This window comes from Streptomyces capitiformicae (genome assembly GCF_002214185.1).
In the GTDB taxonomy this organism is placed as follows: Bacteria; Actinomycetota; Actinomycetes; order Streptomycetales; family Streptomycetaceae; genus Streptomyces; species Streptomyces capitiformicae.
This window is the reverse complement of the sequence record NZ_CP022161.1, coordinates 1850687-1876018: the sequence shown is the minus strand read 5'-3', so window position 1 is coordinate 1876018 and position 25332 is coordinate 1850687. Positions and strand designations below refer to the sequence as shown.

The 25332-nt window shown below is 71.5% G+C and carries 19 protein-coding genes; 12 read left to right on the top strand and 7 right to left on the bottom strand.

All coding sequences use genetic code 11. The features are described from left to right. Positions 1–35 precede the first annotated feature (35 nt). On the bottom strand, positions 36–227 hold the full coding sequence (locus tag CES90_RS08345) for a DUF397 domain-containing protein (protein ID WP_189780605.1): 192 nt from the start codon (positions 225–227) through the stop codon (positions 36–38). Then, complete coding sequence (locus CES90_RS08340) at positions 224–1102, bottom strand: helix-turn-helix domain-containing protein (RefSeq protein WP_189780604.1); 879 nt, start codon at positions 1100–1102, stop codon at positions 224–226. The genes CES90_RS08345 and CES90_RS08340 overlap by 4 nt, the downstream gene beginning before the upstream one ends. A gap of 216 nt (positions 1103–1318) precedes the next feature. Here CES90_RS08340 and CES90_RS08335 point away from each other — a divergent pair, with 216 nt between their 5' ends. After that, positions 1319–1789: an ATP-binding protein gene (locus CES90_RS08335; protein ID WP_189780603.1), complete on the top strand. Its 471-nt coding sequence runs from the start codon at positions 1319–1321 to the stop codon at positions 1787–1789. Positions 1790–1851: 62 nt separating this feature from the next. Here the strand turns inward: CES90_RS08335 and CES90_RS08330 are convergent, their stop codons facing one another. Further along, complete coding sequence (locus CES90_RS08330) at positions 1852–2808, bottom strand: hypothetical protein (RefSeq protein WP_189780602.1); 957 nt, start codon at positions 2806–2808, stop codon at positions 1852–1854. A 267-nt stretch (positions 2809–3075) separates the two neighbouring features. Continuing rightward, a complete protein-coding gene (locus CES90_RS08325; protein WP_229913553.1) occupies positions 3076–6393 on the bottom strand; it encodes an AAA domain-containing protein in 3318 nt (1105 codons plus the stop codon). 194 nt (positions 6394–6587) lie between these two features. Between CES90_RS08325 and CES90_RS08320 the strand changes: the two genes are divergently transcribed. The 9 genes from CES90_RS08320 to CES90_RS08290 all read left to right on the top strand — a co-directional run bounded on the left by CES90_RS08320 (position 6588) and on the right by CES90_RS08290 (position 20019). Next, a complete protein-coding gene (locus CES90_RS08320; RefSeq protein ID WP_189780601.1) occupies positions 6588–10556 on the top strand; it encodes a PglY protein in 3969 nt (1322 codons plus the stop codon). Further along, positions 10556–13372: a BREX-2 system phosphatase PglZ gene (gene pglZ, locus CES90_RS08315; protein WP_189780600.1), complete on the top strand. Its 2817-nt coding sequence runs from the start codon at positions 10556–10558 to the stop codon at positions 13370–13372. Before CES90_RS08320 ends, pglZ begins: the two co-directional genes overlap by 1 nt. Continuing rightward, positions 13369–14703 carry a BREX system ATP-binding protein BrxD gene (gene brxD / locus CES90_RS08310; protein ID WP_189780599.1) on the top strand — a complete coding sequence of 445 codons (1335 nt, stop codon included), beginning with the start codon at positions 13369–13371 and terminating at the stop codon, positions 14701–14703. Before pglZ ends, brxD begins: the two co-directional genes overlap by 4 nt. After that, positions 14700–16865, top strand: a complete 2166-nt coding sequence (locus tag CES90_RS08305) for a DEAD/DEAH box helicase (RefSeq protein WP_189780598.1) — start codon at positions 14700–14702, stop codon at positions 16863–16865. The genes brxD and CES90_RS08305 overlap by 4 nt, the downstream gene beginning before the upstream one ends. A 10-nt stretch (positions 16866–16875) precedes the next feature. Beyond that, positions 16876–16998, top strand: coding sequence for a hypothetical protein (locus CES90_RS51215; RefSeq protein ID WP_268257001.1), 123 nt, complete (start codon positions 16876–16878; stop codon positions 16996–16998). Next, positions 16995–18329: an SGNH/GDSL hydrolase family protein gene (locus CES90_RS08300; protein ID WP_189780597.1), complete on the top strand. Its 1335-nt coding sequence runs from the start codon at positions 16995–16997 to the stop codon at positions 18327–18329. The genes CES90_RS51215 and CES90_RS08300 overlap by 4 nt, the downstream gene beginning before the upstream one ends. After that, complete coding sequence (locus CES90_RS51585; RefSeq protein ID WP_308437824.1) at positions 18326–18664, top strand: hypothetical protein; 339 nt, start codon at positions 18326–18328, stop codon at positions 18662–18664. Before CES90_RS08300 ends, CES90_RS51585 begins: the two co-directional genes overlap by 4 nt. Beyond that, on the top strand, positions 18574–19308 hold the full coding sequence (locus CES90_RS08295; protein ID WP_308437823.1) for a formylglycine-generating enzyme family protein: 735 nt from the start codon (positions 18574–18576) through the stop codon (positions 19306–19308). The genes CES90_RS51585 and CES90_RS08295 overlap by 91 nt, the downstream gene beginning before the upstream one ends. 69 nt (positions 19309–19377) lie before the next feature. Continuing rightward, complete coding sequence (locus tag CES90_RS08290) at positions 19378–20019, top strand: class I SAM-dependent methyltransferase (protein WP_229913552.1); 642 nt, start codon at positions 19378–19380, stop codon at positions 20017–20019. 227 nt (positions 20020–20246) lie between these two features. Here the strand turns inward: CES90_RS08290 and CES90_RS08285 are convergent, their stop codons facing one another. Next, on the bottom strand, positions 20247–21701 hold the full coding sequence (locus CES90_RS08285; RefSeq protein ID WP_189780595.1) for an MFS transporter: 1455 nt from the start codon (positions 21699–21701) through the stop codon (positions 20247–20249). Between the two features lie 64 nt (positions 21702–21765). On the opposite strand from CES90_RS08285, the gene CES90_RS08280 reads away from it, so the two are divergent. Both CES90_RS08280 and CES90_RS08275 read left to right on the top strand, forming a co-directional pair. Beyond that, positions 21766–22425 carry a TetR/AcrR family transcriptional regulator gene (locus CES90_RS08280; RefSeq protein WP_189780594.1) on the top strand — a complete coding sequence of 220 codons (660 nt, stop codon included), beginning with the start codon at positions 21766–21768 and terminating at the stop codon, positions 22423–22425. A gap of 90 nt (positions 22426–22515) precedes the next feature. Continuing rightward, a complete protein-coding gene (locus tag CES90_RS08275) occupies positions 22516–23121 on the top strand; it encodes an ATP-binding protein (RefSeq protein ID WP_268257000.1) in 606 nt (201 codons plus the stop codon). A 207-nt stretch (positions 23122–23328) separates the two neighbouring features. On the opposite strand, the gene CES90_RS08270 is transcribed toward CES90_RS08275, so the two are convergent. Next, the gene (locus CES90_RS08270; protein WP_189780592.1) at positions 23329–24450 is read right to left on the bottom strand and encodes an ABC transporter ATP-binding protein; all 1122 of its coding nucleotides are present in this window, start codon (positions 24448–24450) and stop codon (positions 23329–23331) included. Beyond that, complete coding sequence (gene modB / locus CES90_RS08265; protein ID WP_189780718.1) at positions 24447–25268, bottom strand: molybdate ABC transporter permease subunit; 822 nt, start codon at positions 25266–25268, stop codon at positions 24447–24449. The genes CES90_RS08270 and modB overlap by 4 nt, the downstream gene beginning before the upstream one ends. Between the last annotated feature and the right edge of the window lie 64 nt (positions 25269–25332).

The following is a 25332-nucleotide window of genomic DNA, read 5'->3' as shown; positions in this document are numbered from 1 at the left end:
GGTGGGGCAGCTACAGGCGCTGCCCCACCGGAAGTTCAGACGTGCGAGTCGGCGGCCAGCGTCGTGAACGCCGACCAGGCATCGCAAGAGACGGCCAGGGATTTCCTCTGGGTGTCCTTCGAGTCCCGGACAAGAACAGTGCTGGGGCGCAGTGCAACCTCGATGCAGTTGTCACCGCCGCCACCGCTGTAGCTGCTCTTGAACCAGGCCAGCTCGCTGGTACTCATAGCGCTCCTCGCATCTGCTCCAGCAGACTCACCGTGGCTTGATGGCTCAGAGCCTGCGAGCGCATCTTGCCATAGCGTTGAAGCATGTGACTTGCCGATTTCCGGTCGCTGATGAGCATGCTGGTGCCGTGGCCCTCGACGTAGCCCACCCAGCTGTGATCGGCCGTCTCAGCAAGGTACATCTCGCCCTCGAAGCCCGCGTGTTCCTCTTGGAGCAGGGGCATGACCTGAAGCTCGACGTTGCGGTACCGGCCGACTGTGATGAGGTGGTCGAGGAGATCCTTCGTCACGGCAGCCCCTCCCATGCGACGCTCCAGCAGTGCCTGTTCGAAGACGAAGCTGAACGTCGTATTGGGGCGATCGATGAGGAGTTGCTGTCGAGCCAACCGCGCCACCACTTGCCGTTCTGCCTGCTCCTCGGTGAGTGGAGGAAGGTATCGGTCGAAGAGAGCTCGAATGTAAGGCTCGGGCTGCAACAGGCCAGGAATGACTCGGCTTTCGTACGCATACAGCGAAAGGGCTTCCTCTTCGATCGTGGCCCACTGCAAGAACCACGACGCCAACCCCGCCCTCCGCGTCAGGCTCTTCGCCGCCGCCTTCAGCACCCGCGCCGCGACCGCCCCCAGCACCTCCTCCGCCCGCTCCAGCAGGTCCCGTGGCGGGAACCGCTTGCCCTGTTCGATCTTGGCGATGTACGCGACCGAGTACCGCACCAGCGGGGCGAACTGTTCCCGCGTCAGGCGTGCTTCCTCGCGCAAGGCCTTGAGGACCGCGCCGAACGTCTTCAGACTGTCCGAGAGTTCCGGCTCGCAACTTCCGTTGCCCCCGGTCTGTCCCGAACTCCCGCCCGCCCCGACGCCGTTGTCGGTCATCATCGCAGCCGCCTTCCCCTGTGCCGATGTGCTGTCGAGCCTTGCCCGTGCCGGGCCCGAGCACCTCCCGTACCGTGTGCCGGGCGCGCTGCGCCACGTCCGACATGGTCATCGTCACGTACAGCGACCGACCCGGTCCAGTGCGTGAACCAGTACAACGTGATCTGTATCAGCGCGGGACCTGCCGACGGGCCCTCGCGCCCCGACAGGGTGGGCCGCATGCCAGCCCCTCGCACCCAAAGCCCCACCCCCGCCCGTACGTTCGCGCAGCGCTTCTCCGCCACCCGACGCGGTGCGCGCCTCGCCCGGCTGCTCGCCGCGCACCAGCTCACCGAGTGGGGCCATCCGCACGGCACCGAGGCGCACGACACCGTCATCCTCGTCGTCGCCGAACTCGCCGCGAACGCCGTCCTCCACGGCCGCGTCCCCGGACGTGACTTCACCCTGTCCCTGTCCCACGACGAGAGCCGAGGCATCGTCCGGATCGAGGTGACCGACACCCACCCCGCTCTGCCCGCGCTCAAGATGCCCGGCGCGGACGAGGACGGCGGCCGTGGCCTGCTGCTCGTCGAAGCGGTCGCCGCCGACTGGGGCGTACGCGACCGCCTCGGCCCCGGTAAGACGGTGTGGGCCGATTGCGAGCTGCTCCGACACGCGCGGCCCGGGTCGACGTCAAGCCACGCGCCGTGAACGGCGCCCCGCCTGGCAGGCTGGACGCCGTTCCCACCACGGCTGTCGGCCGGGAGCGGACGTCAGCGTCGGAAGCCTCGGTCCTGGTCACGGGGCTCGACGCCCGGGTAGGGCTGGAACCACTCGTCCCACAGGTCTTCCTCGATCACGTCCGAGGTCAGGAACTCGCGCGCCCTGTCGCCCACGTCGAACGCCATCGCATCAGGGAGGAAGTCCCAGTCGTCGTCGAACCGGGAAGCCGGAAGGGCCCGGTACGACTCGTCCGCACGGATGGACTCCGTCCGGAGCCCGCCGATGTTGCGCAAGGCGAAGCCGAGTGCCACGCTCTCAGCCAGGCACCGAGGTTCCGGAATCTGGCCGGTGAGCAGATCGGACGCGAGGTCGTCGTAAGCCCGAGCGCAGTGGAGAAGAAACCAGTCTGTCTGGGTTTCCACACTGTCTGGAAGGCTGTACTCCCAGAAACTGGACCGAGCAGTGAAGTACGTGCGGTCTGAGAGGTCTCTCAGTACGTGGTGAAGGACGAAGGCGTTCCTGGGCGTCATCCCCACCGGCCCGCATTCCCCGCAGCCGTGACCGTCGGGCCCGCAGATGAGGCACTTGGCGCAGTCCTCGTCCACGGCGCAGCCGCATTCCACGCAGTCCCCGCAAGCCGTGGTGCTGAAGAAGGAGAGCATGGCCAGGTTGGGGCGTCCCAGAGTTTCTGTGAGTGCCCGTGCGGCCTTGCGAGCCGTTTCGGCCGAACCACCGCCGCTTCGAAGGGCCTTCTCGATGTCTTCGGCGCGCTCGATGACGGCCTTCTTGAGGGGGCCCGGAAGGGAAGCCGCACACTGGTGAACCTTTGCGAGCGCGTTTGCTTGTCCCTGGAGCGCTGCGTTGAGGGCGGCGGCGATCAGCCGAGGTTCTTCGGGGGTGTCGAACGTTCCGATCTTTGAGAGTTCCGGTCCGCTGGACGTCTCCTGGATGCTGAAAAGCATGGCTCCGTTGCCCTTTTTCTGTGGCAGGAAGAAGAGATCAGGCATGGTGAGGCCTCCGAGTGTTGCGCAAGCTCGAGTGCGGGCACGCTTGGCAGCCGCTGCAAGCTCGTGCTTGTGGCAGAAAAGTTGAGGGTGAGATACAAGCCGGTGGTCCGGGTGCGTCCGCAGACTCCTTGGCTGAAGCACAGCTGGTGATCTGGCTACGAGCGAGATGCCGTTGCTGGCACGCGGAAGCCTGCCACATGAGGTGCGGGGAATGCCAGTGAGTCCGCGAAACCCTGAGCCGGTGCGAGCGTTGCCCGGCTCCACACCTCAACTCCTCCCCCCGCCCACCCTGATGTCCTGGTTCCAGGCGTCGCTCCGGCCGTTGCGTCCCGTCTTGCAGACCGTGTCGTAGCAGCGCCAGAACCAGATTCCGTTCCTGCGGCGGCGCAGTTCGATGCTCGTGCCGCCGCAACGGCCGCACTTCGGCGGGCGGGTGAACAGCTCGGCGTGCTCGTGCTCCAGGAGCTTGCGGGCGAAGTGGCCGCCGCGGATCGTCACCATGACCTCGCGGGTCCACGACTGGGAGAGGGTGTTGAGGCTGCCGATCATCACCGTCCGCTCGTCGATCACCGCGATCTTCTGGTGCATGACGTTGACCGGAATGACGGTGTGGACGACGGCCCGGAGGTCCGCGATGAGGCTCTGGTTGTCGGGGCGGGCCTGGAGCTGGTCCGTGTCGTCGCGGATGAACACGGTCACGCGCACGCCGCGCCCGGCCGCCTCGCGCAGCAGTGGCAGGATGCCGCGCACCCGGTTCGCGACCCATGGTGCCCACAGCCAGACCGAGGCGCGGGCCGAGCGGATCTCGTCCTCGAAGGTGCTGAAGAACGTCGTCTCGTCGTCGATGCCCGTGATCTCGACATGCCGGGCGAGCACGTCTGCCAGGGCGGCGCCGAACGCGCCGCGGTTCGGCGCGTCCTCGTGCGGCGGAGTGATCAGGTGGCCGGCCCGCAGGCGTCGCACGCCCGGAGTGCCGACCAGAGCGGCCAGGTGGGAGAAGGCCGTGCCGTTCTTCGCGGACCGTATGCGCTCCCAGCTGCCGATGACGTAGAGGCGGGTCTGGACGCGGGTGGCCGCCACGTTGAACAGGCGCACACCGTTGCGCGCCCAGTCCGACGCGCCCGGCTCCCGGTGCGCCAGTGACATCCACAGTTCCCGGCCGTCGGCGCCCTCGACCGTGTCGAAGACGACCACGGGGAACTCCCGGCCCTGGAAGCGGTGCGCCGTGCCCACCTCCGCGAGCGGGCCGCCGCCGCTCTCCACGTCCCGCAGCGCCTCCAGGGTTGCCTCCGCCTGGACGCCGTACGGGGTGACGATTCCGGTGTCCTCGCCCCTCGCGCGGTGGTACTCCACCAGCGCCCTGGCGATCAGCGACCCGGCCGGCCACCAGCCGCTGCGGCTTCCGGTCAGGTGAGGTCTGGCCAGTTCGTGCAGTCCGTCGGTGTCGACGACGACGATCTCCGGGTCGTCAGGGGGCCTTGGTGCCGCGGTCTGCTTGCCGCCCCGCAGCATTCCCCCGTACGCCAGGGAGTTGGCCAGGGTCATCACCGCCGGGCCGAAGCGGTGCTGCTCGGTCAGGGTGACGCAGGCCGGGTGCCGCCGGGCGTCCTCGGGGTCCCGGATGCCGCAGTGCTGGAAGACGTCCGGGAGGAGCCAGCGCTTGACGTCCGCGCGGTCGAGATCCTTCAACCGTTCTTCGACGACCGGGCCGAGCTGCATGAAATCACCGAGCAGGACGGCCGTCCGGGTCGCCTTCGCCGTCGCGAGGATCACCTCGGGCAGCGTCGCCGCGCCTGCCTCGTCGACCAGGACCACGTCGTACGGTCCCTCGAAGACCGCCTTGTTGGTGCGGAACCTGGCGAGCGTGGTGGCGACCAGTTTCGCGCTCTTGATGATCTCGCCCTCGGCATTGCGGGCGAGGCGCTCGTACTCCTCCTGGACCTGCTGGAACTCCTCCTCCAGCGCGGGGCGGCGGGCGGTGTCGGCGGTCACCCGGGGCCGTAGTCGCTCGGCGCGGGCGTGGCGGGCGGGCCAGTCCTGCTGTTCGGCGCGGGCGGTGAGTTCCGCGGCGTCCAGGGCGCGGACGACGGCCCGCTCCAGCAGGGTGGTCTCCTCGCGACGGGCGGCCACGAGGTCCAGGGCCGACCTGTACGCGGACTGTGCCGAGGCGAGCGCCTGTTCCAGAGCCGTGATCTGTTCGGGGGTGTGGGTGATGCCGGCGACCAGAGCCGCCACTTCCGTCTCCAGCGCGACGACGTGCGTCTCGGCCGTGGTGCGCGCGGCCTGCGCCGCCCGGCGGGCACGGGTGACGTCCTCCTCGCTGACGGCCAGCCGCTCACGCAGCTCCTGTCGTTTCTCCCGGGCGCGCCACCGGGCCACCGACCGTTGGGTGTCGAGCTTCTCCAGGTCCTCGCGTAACTCGCGCAGGTGGTCCTCGGCGATCAGGGCATCGGCCTGCTTGCGTTCCGCCGCCTTGAGGATGCGGGACTGCTCCTTGCGCAGCCGGTCGACCTCGGCCCACTTCCGGCATGATTCCTCCGCCGCGTCCCTGCGCCGCTGGGCCGCCGCGGCGGCCTGCTGCACCGCCTCCCGGGCCGCCACGGCCTCCTCCAGCAGGGCCGCCGCCGTCTCCGCCCGCTTCCGCCCGGACGCAGGATCCTGGCCGGGCGTGCGCAGCAGCTTCAGCGCGTCGAAGTACGCGGCCGGTTCGAAGCGGACGAGGGAGGCGTCCAGCGCGGCCAGCTCCGCCGCACGGGCCCGGACGTCGACCAGCTCGGCCTCGATCCCGCGCCGCCGCTCGGCCGTCCCGGCCAGGCGCTCGCGCACCATGAGCGGCAGCGACACCTCGGGGTTGTCGGCGACCTCGCGCAACTGCGGCGGGCCCACGCGGACGATGTCACCCCGACCGTGCCTGTTCTCCTTCACCACCCCCGACAGGGCGTTGTCCACGGCGATGTTGGTGGCGGACACCAGCAGCACCCGGTCGCCGCGCGCCATCAGGTCCCCGATGGCACGTTTCAGCACCGTCGTCTTGCCGGTGCCCGGCGGACCCCACACCAGATGCACGCCCTGGCCGAGGCACGCGCGGTAGGCGTCCCCCTGCGCCGGATGGAACCCCGGAGGATCCAAGGCGGGTGCGGACGTGCCGCCGATCGCGCCTCCGGCCAGAGCGCTCGCCAGTGGTGCCTCGCCCAGTCCGGCGATGCCGTCGCGCAGGGCGGTGACGAGGAAGGTGGGCGGTTGCTTGAGCAGCCACAGATACGCGTCCGTGAGGTCGGCGAACTCGGCGACTTTCAGGGTGAGCAGGGAGCCGTTCTGCACCGTCTCCGAGACGGTGAAGCCCTCCGTCTCGATGCCGTTGGGTTCCGGCCCCGCGAGTCGCAGCGCGTCCAGCTGGTCCGGCCCGATGTCGGAGCCGCGCAGGTCCACCGCGTACCAGCCGGCCTCCTTGGTGCGGACCGCGCGTCCCACCCGCTGCCAGCGTGGCTGCCTGCCGGAGCCGCCCGTGATCGCCACCAGTTCACCCAAGGCCGCGGCGATCTCCTCGCGCCACCCCATCTGCCGTCGCCCCCGCTTCCCGTCCACCGACAGATCCCGCGCCGACCCTACCCAGCGGAAGCTGCCTGTGATCCTGTGGGCACCGTGCGGTACGAAGAATCCTCACCGGCGGCCATGCGTGTCGGTGCCGCCTGGCAGGATGAGAACGCGTCTGACCGCCGACCGATCAGTGCGCGAGCCGTGCAGCCGAGCCACGAGCCGAGAGAAGGAACGACCGCCTGATGCCCACGAGCGAGCTCCTGCTGAAGGACGTCATCGAGATCAAGGAAGACGTCCATGCCGGCGACTTCAAGATCGAGCTCTCCCAGGGTTTCAGTGAGACCGCCGCCCGGGTGGCCGAGTATGTGGTCACCGAGCAGCTCCAGAAGGCGTTCCGGCAGGCACTGGACATCGTGGCGGCCTGCGTCAGGACGGGCAACTCGGAAGCCAGCTATCTGCACGGCTCCTTCGGTTCCGGCAAGAGCCACTTCCTGACCGTGCTGCACGCCGTGCTCAACAACCACCCGGCCGTACGGACCAAGTCCCGGCTGGTGGAGGTCGTGGCGCCGCACGACGAGTGGCTGCGGCAGAGCAGGTTCCTGATGGTGCCGTACCACCTCGTCGGCTCCGCCGACCTCGACTCCGCCCTGCTCGGCGGCTATGTGCACACGGTGCGCGAGCTTCACCCCGACAAACCGCTGCCCCCCGTCTACCGGGCCGACGCGCTGCTCGCCGACGCTCGCACCCAGCGCGAGTTCCTCGGCGACGACGCCAAGTTCCTGCAGTGGCTCGGCAAGGGAGCCGCGGCCCTCACCCCGAGCGCGGCCGCGCCCGTGGAGGCCGACCCGGACGACATGCCGCCGATCGACGGCGAGGCCGTGGCGCTGCCCGCCGGGACATGGACCGGCGCCGACTTCGACCGGGCCTTCGCGGGCGCACCCGACGACCCCTACCGCGAGCGGCTGGTCTCCGCCCTGCTCAGCGGCCCCATGGCGGCCTACGCGCAGGGCATGCGCGGCGAGGCCAGCGCGTTCCTGCCACTGGAGAACGGCCTCAAGGTCATCTCCCGGCACGCCCAGTCCCTCGGCTACACCGGAGTCGTCCTCTTCCTCGACGAACTGGTGCTGTGGCTCCAGGCGAAGATGGGCAACCAGGACTTCGTGCGCGACCAGGTGCAGCGGCTGGTCAAACTCATCGAGTCGGGGGACAGCGGCCGACCGGTGCCGATCGTGTCGTTCATCTCCCGCCAGCGCGACCTGTCGCAGCTGATCGGCTCGGACGTCGTCGGCGCCGACGTGACCAACCTCGAAGCCCAGATCGAATACCTGGCCGAGCGGTTCAACGTCGTCGACCTCGAGGACAGCAACCTCGTCGAGATCATCAAGCACCGCGTGCTCGCTCCCAAGCCCGGCATGGAGTCCGTACGCGACGACGCCTTCAAGCTCGTCGAGTCGTCGGGCGACGAGGTCCGCCAGATCCTCCTGGACGCGCAGGGCCGCACCGAGGCCTCCTGGGACGACTTCCGGGAGCTGTACCCGCTCTCCCCGGCGCTCCTCAACGTCCTCGTCGACCTGTCGGGCGCCCTCCAGCGCGAGCGCACCGGCCTCAAACTCGTCCAGGAGCTGCTGCGCCGCCGCCGCGACGACCTGAAGCTCGGGGAACTCATCCCGCTCGGTGACCTGTGGGACGTCATCGCCCACCGCTCCGGCGCCGCGTTCACCCCCCGGCTGCGCAAGGACGCGGAGATCGCAGACGACTTCCACGGGCGAGTGCGCGAGGAACTGCTGCGCAAGTACAAGAACCCCGACGACAAACGGTTCCAGGCCGACGAGCGGCTCATCAAGACCCTGCTGCTGGCCGCGCTCGCCCCCAACGTGCCCGCCCTGACCCGGCTCACCGGCACCCGGCTCGCCGCACTCAACCACGGCTCGATCCGGACCCGGGTGGGAGACGCCGGCTCCGTCGCCGCCAAACGGCTGCGGGAACTGCAGGTCTCCTTCGACAGCGAGCTGCGCAGCGAGGGAGACAAGACCGATCCCGTTTTCCACCTGCACCTGTCCGACATCGACGTCGAACCGCTCCTCGAAGAGGTACAGGGAGTCGCCGACCAGCTCGGCTACCGACGGCAGTGGATCAAGGACCAGCTCTGGCACGAGCTGGGCATCCAGGACACCCAGCCCTTCGTCTGCGAACGGGACGTCGTCTGGCGCGGCACCAAACGCACCGTCGAGTTCATCTTCGGCAACGTGCGCGACACCCACCTGCCCGACGACGAGTTCGCGCCCCAGCAGCGCGGAAACCTCCGCATCGTCTTCGACTACCCCTTCGACGACGGCGACCACGGCCCCATCGACGACCTCCAGCGCGTCAAACGGCTCCGGGGGACGGGCCGCACCGAGCCCACGCTCGTCTGGCTGGCCGACTTCTTCTCCGAGCAGACCTCCCGGCAGCTCGGCCGACTGCTGAAGATCAACTACCTGCTGGAGCGCGACCGGCTCGACGAACACACCGCCACCCGCCCCGCCGAGGAGCGGGCACAGATCCGCAACCAGCTCAAGGCGTCCCGCGACAACATCAGCGGCCACCTCACCGAGGTCCTGCTCCAGCTCTACGGGATCAACCGTGCCGAGCCGGAAACCGTCGGGGCCACCCTGCCCGACGGGGAGCACCTGGTGTCCCTGCTGCCGGGCTTCACCCGGACCCGGCCCGAGCCGTCGGTCGGGTTCGAGCAGAACCTGCTGCTGCTCGCCGACGGCATGTTCGCCGCCCGCTACCCCAAGCACCCCGACTTCGACCCGCGGCTGACCCGCAAGGCCATCACCCTGCGCGAGCTCAAGACCACCATGGAGTGGATCGCCCGAGCCATGGAGGACGGCTCCCGGCGGGTCGTCGTGGACAGCCACCAGCTGCCCGTCGTCAGGAAGATCGTGCACGCGCTCGGCCTCGGCGAGGTCCACGACGGACCGCTCAACGTCAGCAACGACTGGCGGCTGCGCATCAACAAGAAGGCCGCCGAGAACCCCGACACCGGCGACGACCTCGCCGTCGAGACGATCCGCGACTGGATCACCGAACTCGGCTACGAGGGCCTCGACCGCAACGTGGGCAACCTGATCATCGCGACCTACGCGCTGCTCGACGACCGCACCTGGATCTACCAGACCCAGGTCGTGGCCCAGGCCCCCGAACTGGACCGCATCATCCCCGGCTACGGCCTGCGGGCCGTCGCCCTCCCCGACGAGGGCACCTTCACCACCGCACTGCGACGTGCCGGGGCGGTCTTCGGACAGAGCGTGTCGCCGGTGCTCTTCGCCAGGAACGTCTCGCGGCTCGCCGCGCAGGTACGTGCCGTCGCCGAGGAGCACCGCACCGCCGTGGGGGAGACCCGGACGCTGCTCCAGGACAACGCCGTACGGCTCGGTCTCGAAGGACCCGGCGGCGTGGACGCGCCGCGGCTGAAGTCCACGAAGGCCGCCGCCGACCTGATCGCCCGACTGCTGCGCACCACCGACGCCACTCTCCTTGTTCAGGAACTGGCTTCCGCCGCCTATGAAGTGACGGACCGTGAGATCGGCGCAGCACTCAAGCAGGCCCCCGAGGTGCTGCGGGTGCTGCGAGCGCAGCGCGAGGGCCGCTGGTCCGACCTGGACATGGTCCGCGAACTCGCGGGCCGGGACGACGGCGTCGGCGACCGGGCGCAGCGGCTGCTGGACACCGTCCGCCGGGCGGCCAACGCCCACGAGGAGGACGAGTCCCTCGTGCCGGTGCTGGACTCGCTGCAGGAGTCGGCCGTGGCCCTCATGCGGGAGGCCACGCGGCTCGCCCAGGCGGCCCGGCCGGTCGAGCCCGTTCCGCCCGCCGACCCGACCGCGGAGGACGTACGCCTCACCGAGCACGGCACACCCCCGGTGCCCGTGGCTCCCGCCGTCCCCGCCGAGCCGGACCGGGGCTCCCCGCCTTCCGGACCGGTTCCGCGGGACCCGCGCGTGGGCTACGCGGCCGAGTCCGCCCGCCGTCCCGGCGCATACGTCGTCGAACCCACCCGGTTGGAAACCACGCTCGCGGCCACCGTCGACGGACTCAGCGCCGACATCCGCCGCTTCCTCACCGCGCACCCCGGCGCCCGCGTCCAGGTCACCTGGCAGGTGATCGAGGACGCCCACGGCGAAGCCGAAGCGGCCGACGGGGACGAGAAGGGGACCGAACGCTGATGGCGCTCCTGCCACAGGTGGGCCGGCGCACCGTCGAAGCGCTCCTGGACCGGCACGCCAAGAAGCTGGCCGAGCACAGCCTCATGCTGGTCCACGGACAGTACGCGGCCGGGGCGGCCACCACCTTCACCGCCGAGGTCGGCGAGCGCACCCGCCGTGTCACGGTACGCGACGAGTCCTCCGTCCTCGGCGTCCTGGCCGCCTGGCACAGCCACCGCGACGAGGCCGCCCCCGGTGACCTGCTGGTGGTCACCACCGGAGTCGACGACGACCAGCTCGGCTGGGACCTGCGCGGGCACGCGGTGCACCGGCGCACCCTCACCGTCGAGAAGGCCGAGATCGTGATGCAGCGGTTCGGGGCCACCGGCCTCGACGTGCGCATGTATCGCGAGGAGTGGCTGCTCCAGGCCCTTGTCGACGCCGAGCCCGCCGGACGGGGATGGCCGCGCACCGCAGGCGTCCTCACCCGGGACGCCGCGCTTCGAGCCCTGGTCGTCGAACGCCTCGGACTCGACCAACCGGACATCTCGCCCCACGCCACGGCGGAGGCCGCCGTGGACGCGGACGTGCTGCTCGCCTGGTCGCGCACCCCCGCCGGGCCGCGGCGTTTCGCCGAACTCGCCGGCACCGAACGCGCGGAGCTGAAGAAGTGGCTCGGCGAGGTCGCAGGGCCCGCCGTACCCGTCCTGCTCGCCCTCGCCGAGATCGGACGGGGACACGACGCGATGGCCCTCGGCCTGCTCGGCGCCGCGCTGCGCGACCCCGCCGCCGACCCCGACGTGGCCCTCGCCGTCGGCGGCCTGTTCGGCGAGGCCGGACCGCGCCGCAGCGAGATCGGCTCCTTCACCGACGCGGTGGAGGGCACCCTCCTGCGCTGGATCGGAGAGGCCGCGGGTTCGGTCGACGCCCGCCACAAGGTGTTCGCCGTACTGCAGCGCGCCGACGACCTGGCCCGGGACGCCGGTCTCACCGCCGGCCTCAGCGGCAGTCGCTTCCTCCTGTCCAGCTTCGCCGCCCAGCTCGCCGCCGTCGTCGAGGGTGCCCACAAGTCCCCCGGCCAGGGCGAGGAGGCACTGGCCGAACTGACCGGACACGCACTGGCCGGACTCTTCCCCGACCGGGTGCGCGTCGCCGAGATGTCCGTGCGTCTCGCGCGGTGGCTGCGCCAGGGACCGCCCGCAGTGGCCTCCGTCGCCGCCGGCGTACGCGACCACGTCGCCGAGTGGGGGTGGGTCGACCGGGCGCTGTCCGTTCTCTGGGGAGGCGACCCCGGCGGCGACCCCACCGTCGCACAGGGCCTGCGCGACCTCTACGAGGACGGACGGGCCCAGCGTGAACGGCTCGACGAGCAGTTCGCCCGGCACCTGGCCGGCTGGACCCCGAACGCCACCGCCCAGCAGCCGGGTGGATGCCTTCTCGTCGAGAACGTCCTCGACGCCGTCGTCCGTCCCCTGACCACAGGCGGAGCGCCCCTGGTGATCGTGCTCGACGGAATGAGCAGCGCCGTCGCCGCGCAACTGGGGGAGGAAGCCGAACGGGAAGGCTGGCAGGAGATCGTGCCGCGGCCCTGTGACGGCACACGGAGCACCCGCCTCGCAGCCGTCTCCATACTGCCCTCGATCACCCGCACGAGCCGGGCGTCCCTGCTCAGCGGCACGGCCACCAACGGAGGACAGTCCGCCGAGACCTCCGGGTTCGCGGCCTTCTGGAAGAAGCGGCGCAAGGATGCGGTCCTCTTCCACAAGGCGTCGATAGGGGGAGACGCGGGCCACTTCCTCGCCCAGGAACTCACCTCCGCGCTCGCCTCCGACGCCGTCGTCGGCGTCGTCCTCAACACCATCGACGACGCGCTCGACTCCGGTCAGCAGGGGCAGCGCACCGTGTGGTCCCTCGGCGACATCACCTACCTGCGCGAGCTTCTGGCCGCCGCCCGCAGCTACGCCCGTCCCGTCGTCCTCGTCGCCGACCACGGCCACGTCATCGACCGTGGCCGGGGCCGGGTGTCACCGGCGGCGGACGGGGGCGGATCGGCACGCTGGCGGCCCGACACCGATGCCGGCGAAGGCGAGGTCGTACTGCGCGGACCGCGCGTCCTCGAAGGAGACGGCACCATCACCGTTCCCTGGCACGAGGACATCCGGTACGCCGCACGCCGGGCCGGCTACCACGGCGGGGCCTCCCTCGCCGAGATCACCGTCCCGGTCCTCGTCCTCCTCCCCGCGAAGGAACTCGCCCCGCGCGACTGGGAACCGCTGCCCCGCGAACAGGCCGCGCCCTCCTGGTGGAAGGCCACCGCCGCGACACCCGTCGAGGTGCCGGATCCTCGGCCGGAGAGCGCCGCGCAGCCGGTACGGAAACCGGCGAGGTCCCCACGTCGGCAGGACGAGGAGCTGTTCGGTACCGACGCCGTGGTGATGCCGGAAGCGGCACCGAAGACCACGCCCGCTCCCGTGACTCTCGGCGGGCGTGTGGTGGCGAGCGAGGTGTACGAGGCGCAGAAGGAGTATGTACGCAAGGCCCCGGAAGGCAAGGTCGTCGCCGCCGTCATCGACGCGCTCGCCGCCGCCGGGGGCACCATGTCACCCGCCGCGCTGGCCGCGGCCATCTCGGCGACCGGCCGGGTGCGACGCAACATCGAGGGCTTCGTCGCCACCGTGCAGCGCCTGCTCAACCTCGAGGGGTATCCGGTACTCGGCTTCGTCGACGCCGGTCACGCCGTGAAGCTCGACGTCGCCCTGCTCCGGGACCAGTTCCTGGCGGACGAAGCGAGGGCCGGAGCGGCGGGGGCCGGATCGGCGAGGAAGGAGACGCCATGAACGCGACCGCCCCGGCCAGCCCCGTACGCATGCGGGAAGTCGTGGACGCGCTGCGGCGCGGCACCGTACCGCAGGCCGGGCTGGACCTCCTCGCCGTCGGCCTGGACCGGTTCGAGACCGCACTCGACGACGACCTGGCGGCAACGGCACGGGGCGGAGCGGCGTTTCACGCCATCCGCGGCGAGTACGGCTCCGGGAAGACGTTCTTCGCGCGGTGGCTCGCCGAGCGCGCCAAACGCGCGGGACTGGCCACCGCGGAAGTACAGATCTCCGAGACCGAGACCCCGCTGCACCGGCTGGAGACGGTCTACCGCAGACTCACCGAGCGCCTGACGACCGCCACCCACCAGCCCAGCGCACTGCGCGCGGTCGTCGATTCGTGGTTCTACACCCTCGAAGAGGAAGTTCTCGACGCAGGGGAGACGGACGAAGAGGACGAGGCGGCGCTCGCCGCGGCCGTCGACGCGCTCATGGAACGCAGACTCGCCGACGTCGCCAGGACCACCCCCGCCTTCGCCGCCGCACTGCGCGGCTACCGGAGAGCTGTCGCCGCCGGAGACGGGGCGACGGCGGAAGCACTCATCGCCTGGCTCGGCGGTCAGAAGTCGGTCGCTGCCTCCGCCCGCCGCAGTGCCGGCGTCCGGGGAGACCTCGATCACTTCGCGGCCCTCGGATTTCTGCAAGGGCTGCTTACCGTGCTGCGCGACTGCGGCCACCCGGGCCTCCTCCTCGTCCTCGACGAAATCGAGACCCTGCAACGGGTACGAGGTGATGTCCGCGAGAAGGGCCTCAACGCGCTGAGGCAGCTGCTGGACGAGATCGACGCGGGCCGGTTCCCGGGGCTCTTCCTCGTCATCACGGGAACCCCGGCGTTCTACGACGGACAGCAGGGTGCGCAGCGGCTGCCTCCGCTCGCACAACGGCTGGCCACCGACTTCACGACCGAGCCGCGGTTCGACTCCCCGCGTGCCGTCCAACTCCGGCTCCCGGGATTCGACCTGCCTCAGCTCGTCGAACTCGGCCGTGCGGTGCGCGACCTGTACGTCCGGATCGCACGCGACCCCGGGCGGGTGACCGAGCGGGTCGACGACGCGTATCTGACGGAGCTGGCCAGAGCCGTCACCGGCGGACTCGGCGGCAAGGTCGGCGTCGCGCCCCGCGTGTTCCTGCGCAAGCTGGTGGCCGACGTCCTCGACCGCGTCGACGAGTTCGAGGACTTCGACCCCCGCACGCACTACGCGCTCACCATCACCTCGTCCGAACTCACCGAAACCGAGCGCAACGCGGCCGCGTCCGGGGACGCCGGTGCCGTCGAACTGGAGCTGCCGTGAGTGGCGGGGATCTCGACCCGGCGCTCCTTCACCACATCGTGAACACCCTGGGATGGCGGAGCCTGCGCCCACTCCAGGAAGCAGCGGTCACTCCCCTGGCCTGCGGAGACGACGCCGTCCTCCTCGCCCCCACAGCGGGCGGCAAGACCGAGGCGGCCGCCTTCCCTCTGCTGACCCGGATGACGGCGGAGCGGTGGAGCGGTACGTCCGTCCTCTATGTCTGTCCGCTGAAGGCACTGCTCAACAACCTGCTGCCGAGGTGGGAGACCTACACCTCCTGGCTGGGCCGCACCGCGGCCCTGTGGCACGGCGACACCACGGCCGGTGCGCGCAAAAGGATCCTCGCGGCGCGTCCCGACGTCCTGCTCACCACACCGGAATCGCTCGAAGCGATGCTGGTGAGCGCCAACGTCGACCACACCTCGTTCTTCTCCGGGGTGCGGGCCGTCGTGGTGGACGAGGTGCACGCCTTCGCCGGTGACGACCGGGGATGGCACCTCCTCGCCGTCCTGGAACGGCTGCAACGGGTAGCGGGCCGGCCAGTGCAACGAGTCGGCCTCTCGGCGACCGTCGGCAACCCCGACGCACTGCTCACCTGGCTGCAGGGCTCAGGGGCGAGCAAGCGGCCGGGACAGGTGATCGCTCCTCACCTCTCCGACTCCCCACCCGTCGTGGCAACCGGGGTCGGGTCTCCACCCGCAGTAACCGGTGGCCCGGCCACCACCGTCCCACCGGGAGACGTCCAACTCGACTACGTCGGCTCGCTCGACAACGCCGCCACCGTCATCGCCGCCCTGCACCGTGGCGAGAAGCGCCTCGTCTTCTGCGAGTCACGGCGATACGTGGAGGAACTCGGGGAGAAGCTCCTGGCGAAGGGCGTCACCACCTTCCTCTCACACGCCTCACTCTCCCTGGACGAGCGCCGACGTGCCGAGGCGGCCTTCGCCGAGGCCCGCGACTGCGTGATCATCTCCACCAGCACGCTGGAACTCGGCATCGACGTCGGTGACCTGGACCGGGTCATCCAGATCGACGCCCCAGCCTCGGTGGCCTCCTTCCTCCAGCGGCTCGGCCGCTCCGGACGCCGCGAAGGCACCGCACGCAACTGCCTGTTCCTCGCCCTGGACGAGGACGGCCTGCTGGGAGCGGCCGGACTGCTGCTCACATGGTCGCAGGGATGGGTGGAGCCGGTCGTGGCACCACCGGAGCCCCGGCACATCGTCGCCCAGCAACTCCTCGCCCTGTGCCTGCAGGAGAACCGTGTCGGCGAGCACCTGTGGCAGGAATGGTGGAACGGGCTAGGCCCCTTCGGCGCGCCGGCCGAGCCGATCGTGCGCCACCTCGTCGACCAGGGGTACCTGGACCGGGACGGCGGCATGCTGTTCATCGGCCCGGAGGCGGAACGGCGCTTCGGACACCGTCACTTCATGAACCTCACCGCCGTGTTCACCGCACCTCCGCAGTTCACCGTCCTGCAGGGACGTACGGAGATCGGCCGGACCGATCCCAGCCTCCTCACCGAACGGGTCGACGGCCCGCGTCGGCTGCTGCTGGCCGGCCGGAGCTGGCAGGTCACCTACATCGACTGGCGGCGCAAGCGCTGCTTCGTCGAACCCGTCGACGGGGGAGGGAAGGCCAAGTGGAGCAGCCCCGGATTCGGTTCGGCGGGCTCTTACGAGCTCACCCGCGCGGAACGCCGGGTATTGCTGGGTGAGGACCCGCCTGTGAAGCTGACGGGACGGGCGGTCAGTACTCTGCGACGGACTCGTGAGCAGTACCTGGAGCGGGTGCACCCCGGAGGCACCTTGATCGTTCAGGACAGGGCGGGACAGATGCGCTGGTGGACCTGGGCGGGCCACCGTGCGAACGCCACACTCGCCGCGACCCTCGACACCGTCGCTGTGCCGGGACAACACATCAGCGACCGCTGGATCCGGCTGCGTGAGGACATCACCGTGCACACCTGGGGTGATGTGACGAAGGATGCGACCGACCGGCTGTGCCTGCCGGACGTGGACGAACGCGCGGTACGCGGACTGAAGTTCGGCGAGGCCCTTCCGCCACGCCTGGCCGAGGCCACATTGTCGGCCCGGCTGGCCGACACGGAGTCCGCCGCCGCCGTGCTCACGGAACCGGTGCGCTTCGTCCGACACGAGCGATGACCCACCCGGGGTGACGTTCCGACCCCGGGGCACGGCCGACCTCCACTACCTGGTGGGCACCTACCGCGCCACGGACACCCCCGCGACCTGCGAGGACCCCGGCACCGCCACACCCGGGTCCGAGGACCGATGAGCGACACCCGCGGGCAGGGCGCTCAGGCCCCCGTCCGGTGGAAACGCCGTGGGCCGCTCGCCGGTGCGGTCGCCGGGGCACTGCTGGGCGCGGCCCTGCTGGGCACCGCCCCCTTGGCCGCCGCCCAGCCCGGCGGGAGGGGCTGGGCCGGCACCTGGGGTACCGCGCCCGCGCCGGCCGCGCCGGACGGGGTCTCGCAGACGGGGTTCGTGGACCGCACCGTACGGATGGCCGTGCACACCTCGATCGGCGGCGACGAGATTCGGCTCAGGCTGTCCAACGCGCACGGGACCGCACCGCTGGTACTCGGCCGGGTCACGGTGGGGCGGGCCGAGTCGTCCGGGTCGGCGGTGGCCGTGCCCGGCAGCCTGCGCCCCGTCACGTTCGACGGCGCCTCCGGTACCACCGTGGCCGCCGGGTCGCAGACCGTCCGCGACCCGCTGCCGTACGACGTGCCGGCGGGCGCCGATCTGCTGGTGAGCGTGTACCTGCCCGAGCCGACCGGCCCTGCCACCTGGCACTGGCTGGCCCAGCAGACCAACCACCTGTCCGAACCCGGCGACCACACCGGCGAACCGGGCGCGGCGGCCTTCACCCGCACCGAGACCTCCTGGTTCTTCCTGACCGGCGTCGATGTGCGCGGCGTGGACACGCGCGGCACCGTCGTCGCGCTCGGCGACTCGCAGACCGACGGCTCCGGCTCCAGCCCGAACGGCAACGGCCGCTGGACCGATGCCTTCGCCCGCCGCCTCGCTGCAGCCCCCGCGACGAAGGGCATCGGCGTCCTCAACAAGGGCCTCGGCGGCAACCGCGTCCTGCGCGACGGCACCGAGACCGAGCGCCCGCAGCGCGGCACCAGCGCGCTCGGCCGGCTCGACCGGGACGTCCTGGACCAGTCCGGGGTGTGCGCCGCCGTCCTCTACGAAGGCATCAACGACCTCCAGCTCGCCCCCTACGCGAGCGCCGAGGAGGTCCTGGCCGGGCTGCGCACCCTGGCCGGCCGGCTTCACGACCGCGGTATCCCCGTCGTCGTAGGAACCCTCACCCCCTTCAAGGACTCGCCGCTGTGGACGGCCGGGGCCGAGACGGAGCGCGCCGCCCTCAACGCCGCGCTGCGCACCTCCCCGGAGTTCGACGCCGTGGCCGACTTCGACGCGGCCGTACGCGACCCCGCCGACCCCCAGCGGGTGCGCGCCGCGTACGACTCAGGCGATCACATCCACCTCAATGACGCCGGCTACCGCGCGGTGGCCGACGCCGTGCCCACCGCACTGTTGACCGCATGTGCCCCGGCGAAACCCGCCCCGAGCCACGACGGGAGGACCCCATGACCGACATCCCGGTGATGGCCAACCCCAACACCCTCTCCGACCGGGCTGCGATGGGGCTGCCCGACTCCTACGTGACCCGTACCGACCCCTGGCCACTGCGCGACCACCGCGACCTGCTCTCCGTACTGGCCGAGACCCTCGTCGCCGTCGCCGAGGACCCGAGCTGTCCTTCGCGCGCCGGTACGTGGCGGGCACCTGCCTCGGCCTGGTCGGCGATCCGCGCATCCGCCCCGACGCCCCGCCCATGGCCGACGTCCCCGCCTCCCGCGTCCGGCTCGGCCTGCAGGAGGACGGAGTCGGCCGGGTCACCGCGCGCTGGCGGCACGCCGGGGTGATCGAGGACTGGATCGCCAAGGAATGCCCCGAACACGAGGCGGAGCTGCCCGCGTTCCGCATCGCGCTGCACCCGGTCACCAACGCCGAGTTCCGGCGCTTCCTGGAGGACACCGGCTCCACCGAGCTGCCGACCTCATGGCGCTTCGGCGTCTACCCCGACGGGCTCGGCAACCACCCCGTGTGGACGGTGTCGCCCGAGGCCGCCGACGCCTACGCCGCGTGGCTCGCCGACCGCACCGGCCGCGCCTTCCGGCTGTCGACCGAGGCGGAGTGGGAGTACGCCGCCGCCGGACCCGAGGGACGGGAGTTCCCCTGGGGCGAGGCGTTCGAGCCCGAGCACGCCAACACCGTCGAGTCCGGGCCGCTGGCCACCACCCCGATCGGCGTGTACCCGACCGGGCGTTCGCCCTTCGGGGTGTACGACATGGCGGGCAACGTCGAGGAGTACACCGCCGACGACTATCTCCCCTACCCCGGCGGCGGCACAGTCGCCGACGACCTCGCCGTCACCCGCGGCACCTACCGCATCGCCCGCGGCGGCAGCTTCACCCGCTTCGGCGACCTCGCCCGCACTCGCCGCCGCCACGGCTGGTACGCACGCGACATCTACGCCATGGGCTTCCGCCTCGCGGAGACGCCGTGACGGGCCGGACGACAGGAGACGGGCCGGTTGCGCGGTCGGCGTCCCCGGCCGAGGAAGCCGCCATGCGCCGTGCCGTCGAGATCGCCGGGTTCGCGCTGGGGAGGACCAGCCCCAACCCCGCTGTACAGCCGTCAGATCAAGCGCCTGGGCGCCGCCGAGGTGCTCGGCGCGGACGTTTCCACCGAGATGGTCGCCGCCGCCCGCGCGATCGAGGAGCGCGCCCCGCTCGGGGTGCGCTACACGGTCGCCGACGCCACCGACCTGCCGGTCCCCGAGCGGCCGTTCGACGTGGCGAGCGCCGTCTACCTTCTCAACTACCCGAAGGACGCCGCCGAGATGGAGGACATGTGCCGGGCGGTACGCCGCAGCCTGGCACCCGGCGCCCGCTTCCTCGTGCTGACCCAGGCGCCCGCCTACCGGTTCGACGGTCCGTCCATGGCCAAGTACGGCTTCACGTACGAGCCCGTGGCCCACGGCCCGATCGGTCCCAGGGTCCGGATCGTCGCCCAGCTCGACCCGCCTGTCGAGTTCGTCACCTCGTATCCGCACCGCGAGGTGTACGAGCAGAGCCTCACCCGGGCGGGTTTCCGCGACGTGACATGGGTGCCGTTGCACGTGTCGGAGGAGGGCCTGCGCGAGCGGGGCGAGGAGTACTGGGCGGACTTCCTGGGCAACCCGCCGCTGACCATGCTCCACTGCACGGCCGTCTGACGGGCGGAACTCCGAAAGCCTCGCCCAGGCCGTTGTGACCGGGCGAGGCTTTCGCAGTTCCGCCGGGACGTCCCTCTCGGCGCGGTGGGCGCGCGACGGGCAAGGAGACACGCACACTGTCCGCCAGGAGAGTCCGGACGCTCCGGGCCGTGTGCGGCCCGCCCGCGCGTTGGCGGGCCGTACACGGCGTACCTCCCGGCCGGGCTGCGACCCGGTCGGGAGTCTCGTCACCCGGCGACGGCCGGGGCCCTCAGACGCCGGGCGAGCACGATGCCGACCAGAGCGAGCAGCGCCGTGAGGCCGAACAGGGAGCCGAGCGCGACCCGGGTGCCCGCGTCGTAGTGCTCGGAAAGGGCGAGGGCCGCGCCGCCGAGGCCGGCGATCACACCGGTCGCGAGGGTCTGCGCGAGCTGGAGCGCCGCGCTCATCTCGCCCTGGCGCTCAGCCGGGGTCTGCCCCAGCGTGTCGGTGGTGGCGGCGTTGAACGCCACGCCCATGCCGATACCGCCGATGGCCCAGCCCACGACCGCGAACCACGCCGGGAGGGCGTCGGTCAGGATCGACAGGGTGATCAGGCCGACACCGGCCAGCAGGACGGCGAAGCCGAGGGCCACGCCGGTGGTCCGCCCGCCTGGGGCGGCGTCCCGCTTGGCCTGCCAGGCCGAACCCGCCACCCAGGTGATGGCACCCGCCGACAGGCCGAGTCCGGCCGCCCACGCGCTCTGCCCGCGCAACTCCTGCAGGCCCAGCGGCAGATAGGCCTCGCTGCCGAAGTACACCCCGCACAGCAGCCCCCGGATCACCACACCGGCGCCCAGTCCGGCACGCGCCGTCAGGGTCCCCTCGGGGGTGACCCGGCGCAGCGCCGGCAGGGCGATGGCGGCACCGGTCACCGCGAGGACGGCGAGCAGCATCAGGTTCTCCAGCAGCAGCGCCTGGAGCAGCACGCCGGTGCCCACCGTCAGCAGCACGGAGTTGGCCAGCGGGCCTTTCCACCACGGCTCGGCCGGGGCCGCCGTGCGTTCGCCCTGCGGGCGTTCGAGGCGGCGCAGACCGGGCAGGGCGAGCAGCGCGGCGACCGCCACGATCGGCAGCATCAGCAGGAACACCGCGCGCCAGGTGGTGCTGTCCGACAGGGTGCCCGCCAGGACCGGGCCGATCAGCGAGGGGATCGTCCAGGCCGAGGAGAGCAGGGCGAACATCCTCGCCCGCAGGTGCTCGGGGTAGGCCAGGCCGATCACCGTGTAGGCCATGGCCATCACGGCGCCCACGCCCAGGCCCTGGAGGAAGCGGCCCGCCAGGAACAGCGGCCAGGAGCCGGCCGCGCCGGCCAGCGCGCAGCCCGCCGCGAAAACGGCCATGCCGACTACCGCCGGGGTCCACGGGCCGCGCAGGTCGGCGGTCCGCCCGGCGAGCACGGTGCCGATGATGTTCGCGAGCATCAGCGCGGACAGACCCCACCCGTAGGCACCGAGTCCGTCCAGGTCCCGGGCGATGTCGGGCAGGACGGTGGCGACCCCGAGGGACTCGAACGCGACCATGCCCACGGACAGGATCACGCCGAGACTGAGCGCCCGGTACGGGCCGGAGAAGACGCTCTCCGTCCGTTTCGGCCGCGTGCTCTCCGGCTCGTTCGCGGGCCTGTCCAGGTCCTCCGGTAACTCGTTGATGTGCTGGGACATGAGGTCACCTCGTATGAGAGAATTACTTTCCGATACGGAACGGAATCGTAAAGGTACTGGAGACATGGTGAACAGATCACAGGGCGCGGAGGGTGCCGCCTCGCTCACGGCGCAGCCCGCGAGGGGCCGCCCGCGCGACGAACGCATCGACACCGCCGTACGGAGCGCCGTGCTGGAGATCCTCAACGAGGTCGGCTACGGCCGGCTCACCCTGGAGGCGGTCGCCGCCCGCGCCGGCACCACCAAGCCGACCCTGCGCCGCCGCTGGCGCTCCCGACAGCACCTCGTGGTCAGCGCGCTCGTGCAGACGATGGGTTCCTCACCCACCCCCGACACCGGCTGCACCCACTGCGACCTCATCGCCGGCATCCGCACCCTGAGCCACGCCTTCACCACCACCGTCGGACGCCGCGCCCTGCCCGCGCTGATCGCGGACCTCGCCGATGACCCGGAGCTGGAGTCGGAGTTCCTCAACGAGCTGTTCCACCCGCGCCGCGCCGCCACGGCCGCCGCTCTGCGCCGGGGCATCCGGCGCGGCGACATCCGTGCCGACGCCGACATCGACCTGCTGCTCGACATGCTGGCCTCCACCGCCTACTACCGGGTGCTCTTCGGTCACCTGCCGCTCACGCCGACCCTCGCGGAGGACGTCGTGGAAGTCGTCCTCAGGGGCGTGGCCACCCCGCAGTGGCACAGCAACCACGGAGCCGTGGACAGCCTCTGAACCTGGCCGCGCCGCCCGGACCGCGTACGGCGTCACGCGGGGCGCGAGAGCCACCACACTTCCGGGACGGGACGAGATAAGGGGTTTCGTGTGCTCAGTCGCGACTGTGAAGTGTCCGATTTACAAAGGGTCCTGGCCTCCGCCGCGTCCGGCGCGGGAGCCAGTCTCCTGATCGAAGGGGGCATCGGGTCCGGGAAGTCGTACCTGATGCGGGCCGCCGTCAGGACCGCCCGCGCCCACGGATTCGAGACGATGTCCACCCGCGCCCGGCCCTCCGGCACCGCCCTGCCCTACGACGTGCTGCGCCAACTGCACGGTTTCCCGGGGCCCGCGGGCCCCGGGAAACCGCTCGCCGGTGAACTCGCCGGTGAACTCGCCGAGGGCTGGCTCGACCAGCTCGTCGGCTCACTCGCCCGGCGCAAGCCGCTGTTGCTCGCGGTGGACGACCTGCACTGGGCCGACCAGAGCTCGCTGCACAGGCTGGAGCAGCTGATGGCCCGTCTCGAGGGGCTGCCGGTGGCGCTGGTGGGCACGCTCGCCCCGGGCCTGGCCCCGCCCCGGGAGGAGCCGCGGGGAGACGGGAGGGGCACCCTCGCCCGTGTCGTCTCCGACTTCCACCAGCGCACCGTACTGTCCGGCCTGGCCCCGGACGCCGTCGGCTACCTGCTGGCCTCCCGCTCCACCTCTACCGCTTGAGGTAGCCGACATGTTCCCGTCCGGTATTTCCGGGTCGCCGGGGAATTCCGTCTCAGACGGGGTGGGTAACTGTTGGGGTTTGACTGAGTGTGAGTGTGTTTTGGTGTGCGCGAGTGAGCGCCGGCGACCCCGGCCGGGAACAACTCCACGCCGCCTTTCCGGAGTGGGAATGAAAGTTCGGCAGCAGGACTCACTCCCGCTCAGTCTCTAGGAACGGTAGGCGTGGGTCTGTGTCGCTTTCACCGTGGCCCAGACTTCGGCGCCGGGGTGCAGGTCGAGTTCGGCGGCCGCGACGGTGGTGAGGTCGGCGGCGAGCGGGAGTTCGCCGGTGAGATCGGCGCGGATCTGGTCGCCGTGGGTCTCCAGGCCGGTGACCTTGCCGTGCCAGAGGTTGCGGGCGCTGGAGCCGGTGGGGCGGTCGCGGTGGAGGGTGACTGCGCTCGGCGGGAAGGCCACGAAGACCGGGCCGGTCAGGGCCTCGGTGGTGGTGACGGCGGGGCCGGCGTCGAGGCGGACGGTGTGGCCGTCGGCCTGCCCCTGGTAGAGGTTGAGGCCGACGAGCTGGGCGATGTAGTCCGTACGGGGGTGACGGGCGATGTGGGACGGGCTGCCCTCCTGGACGATGCGGCCGTCCTCGACGACGACCAGGCGGTCGGCCAGGACCATCGCGTCGAGCGGGTCGTGGGTGACGAGTACGGCGACGGCCTCGAAGTCGGCCAGATGTCGGCGGAGTTGGGCCCGTACCTCCAGGCGGGTGCGGGCGTCGAGGGCGGCGAGCGGTTCGTCGAGGAGGAGCAGGCGCGGACGGGTGGCGAGTGCGCGGGCGAGGGCCACGCGCTGGGCCTGGCCGCCGGACAGCTTGCGGGGCTTGGCGCCGGCATGCGCGGCGAGCCCCATCCGGTCGAGCCACTCGGCGGCCCGCGCGCGAGCCTCGGCCTTGGTCGCGCCGTGGCAGCGGGGGCCGAAGGCGACGTTGTCGAGGGCGGTGAGGTGAGGGAAGAGCAGATAGTCCTGGAAGACGACGCCGACCGGGCGGGACTCCGTCGGCGTACGGTCCAGCTCCGTGCCGTCCAGGCGCAGGTGACCGCCGGAGAGCGGGGTGAGCCCGGCGAGGGCGCGCAGGGCGGTGGTCTTGCCGGCGCCGTTGGGCCCGAGGAGGGCGACCACCTCACCCGGCGCGACGCGCAACGCCACATCGAGGCGGAAGGTGCCGCGCTCGACGAGGAGACGGGCGTCGAGGCCCTCCTCGGAACCGGGGCCGCCCCCGGAGGTCCCGGCGCGGACGTCCCCGCCGTCGGTGGCGGCGGCCTGGTCATGGGACTCGGTCATCCTGCTGTCATCCAACGGTCGCGCAGCCCGGCCAGCACCGTGATCGACACGGCCAGCAGCACCAGGCTGAGGGCGATGGCCGCCTCGGGGTCGCTCTGCAGGGCGAGGTAGACGGCCAGGGGCATGGTCTGGGTACGGCCGGGGAAGTTGCCGGCGAACGTGATCGTCGCGCCGAACTCGCCGAGGGCCCGCGCCCAGGCCAGGACGGCGCCGGCCGCGATGCCGGGCGCGATCAGCGGCAGGGTCACCCGGCGGAACGCGGTGAAGCGGGAGGCGCCCAGGGTCGTGGCGGCCTCCTCGTAGCGTGGGTCGGCTGCCCGCAGCGTGCCCTCCACACTGATGACGAGGAACGGCATGGCGACGAACGCCTCCGCCACGATCACGCCCGCCGTGGTGAAGGGGAGCGTGATGCCGAACCAGTCGTCCAGCCACTGCCCGACGATGCCGCCCCGGCCGAGTGCCATCAGCAGCGCCACACCGCCCACCACCGGCGGCAGGACGAGCGGGAGGGTGACGAGGGCCCGTACGAGACCACGCCCCGGGAACTCGACCCGCGCCAGCAGCCACGCGAGCGGCACCCCGATCACCAGGCTCACCCCTGTCGCCGCCGTGGCGCAGATCAGGGAGAGCTGAAGTGCCTGCCACACCTCCACGCTGGTCAGCTGCTCGGGGAGGCTGCGCCACGGGGTCCGTACGAGCAGGGCGATCAGCGGCACGATGAGGAAGGCCAGGCCGATCAGCGCGGGCAGGAGAAGCGGCAGCGGCGCGCCCCGGCCGCCGCCCCTCCGGACGGGCCGACGCCGCGGCCCGCCCCCCAGGGTGTCGGGCGTGGCGGTGGACTTGTCCGGCGGGGACGGTGGGGACGACGGAGACGGCAGGGAC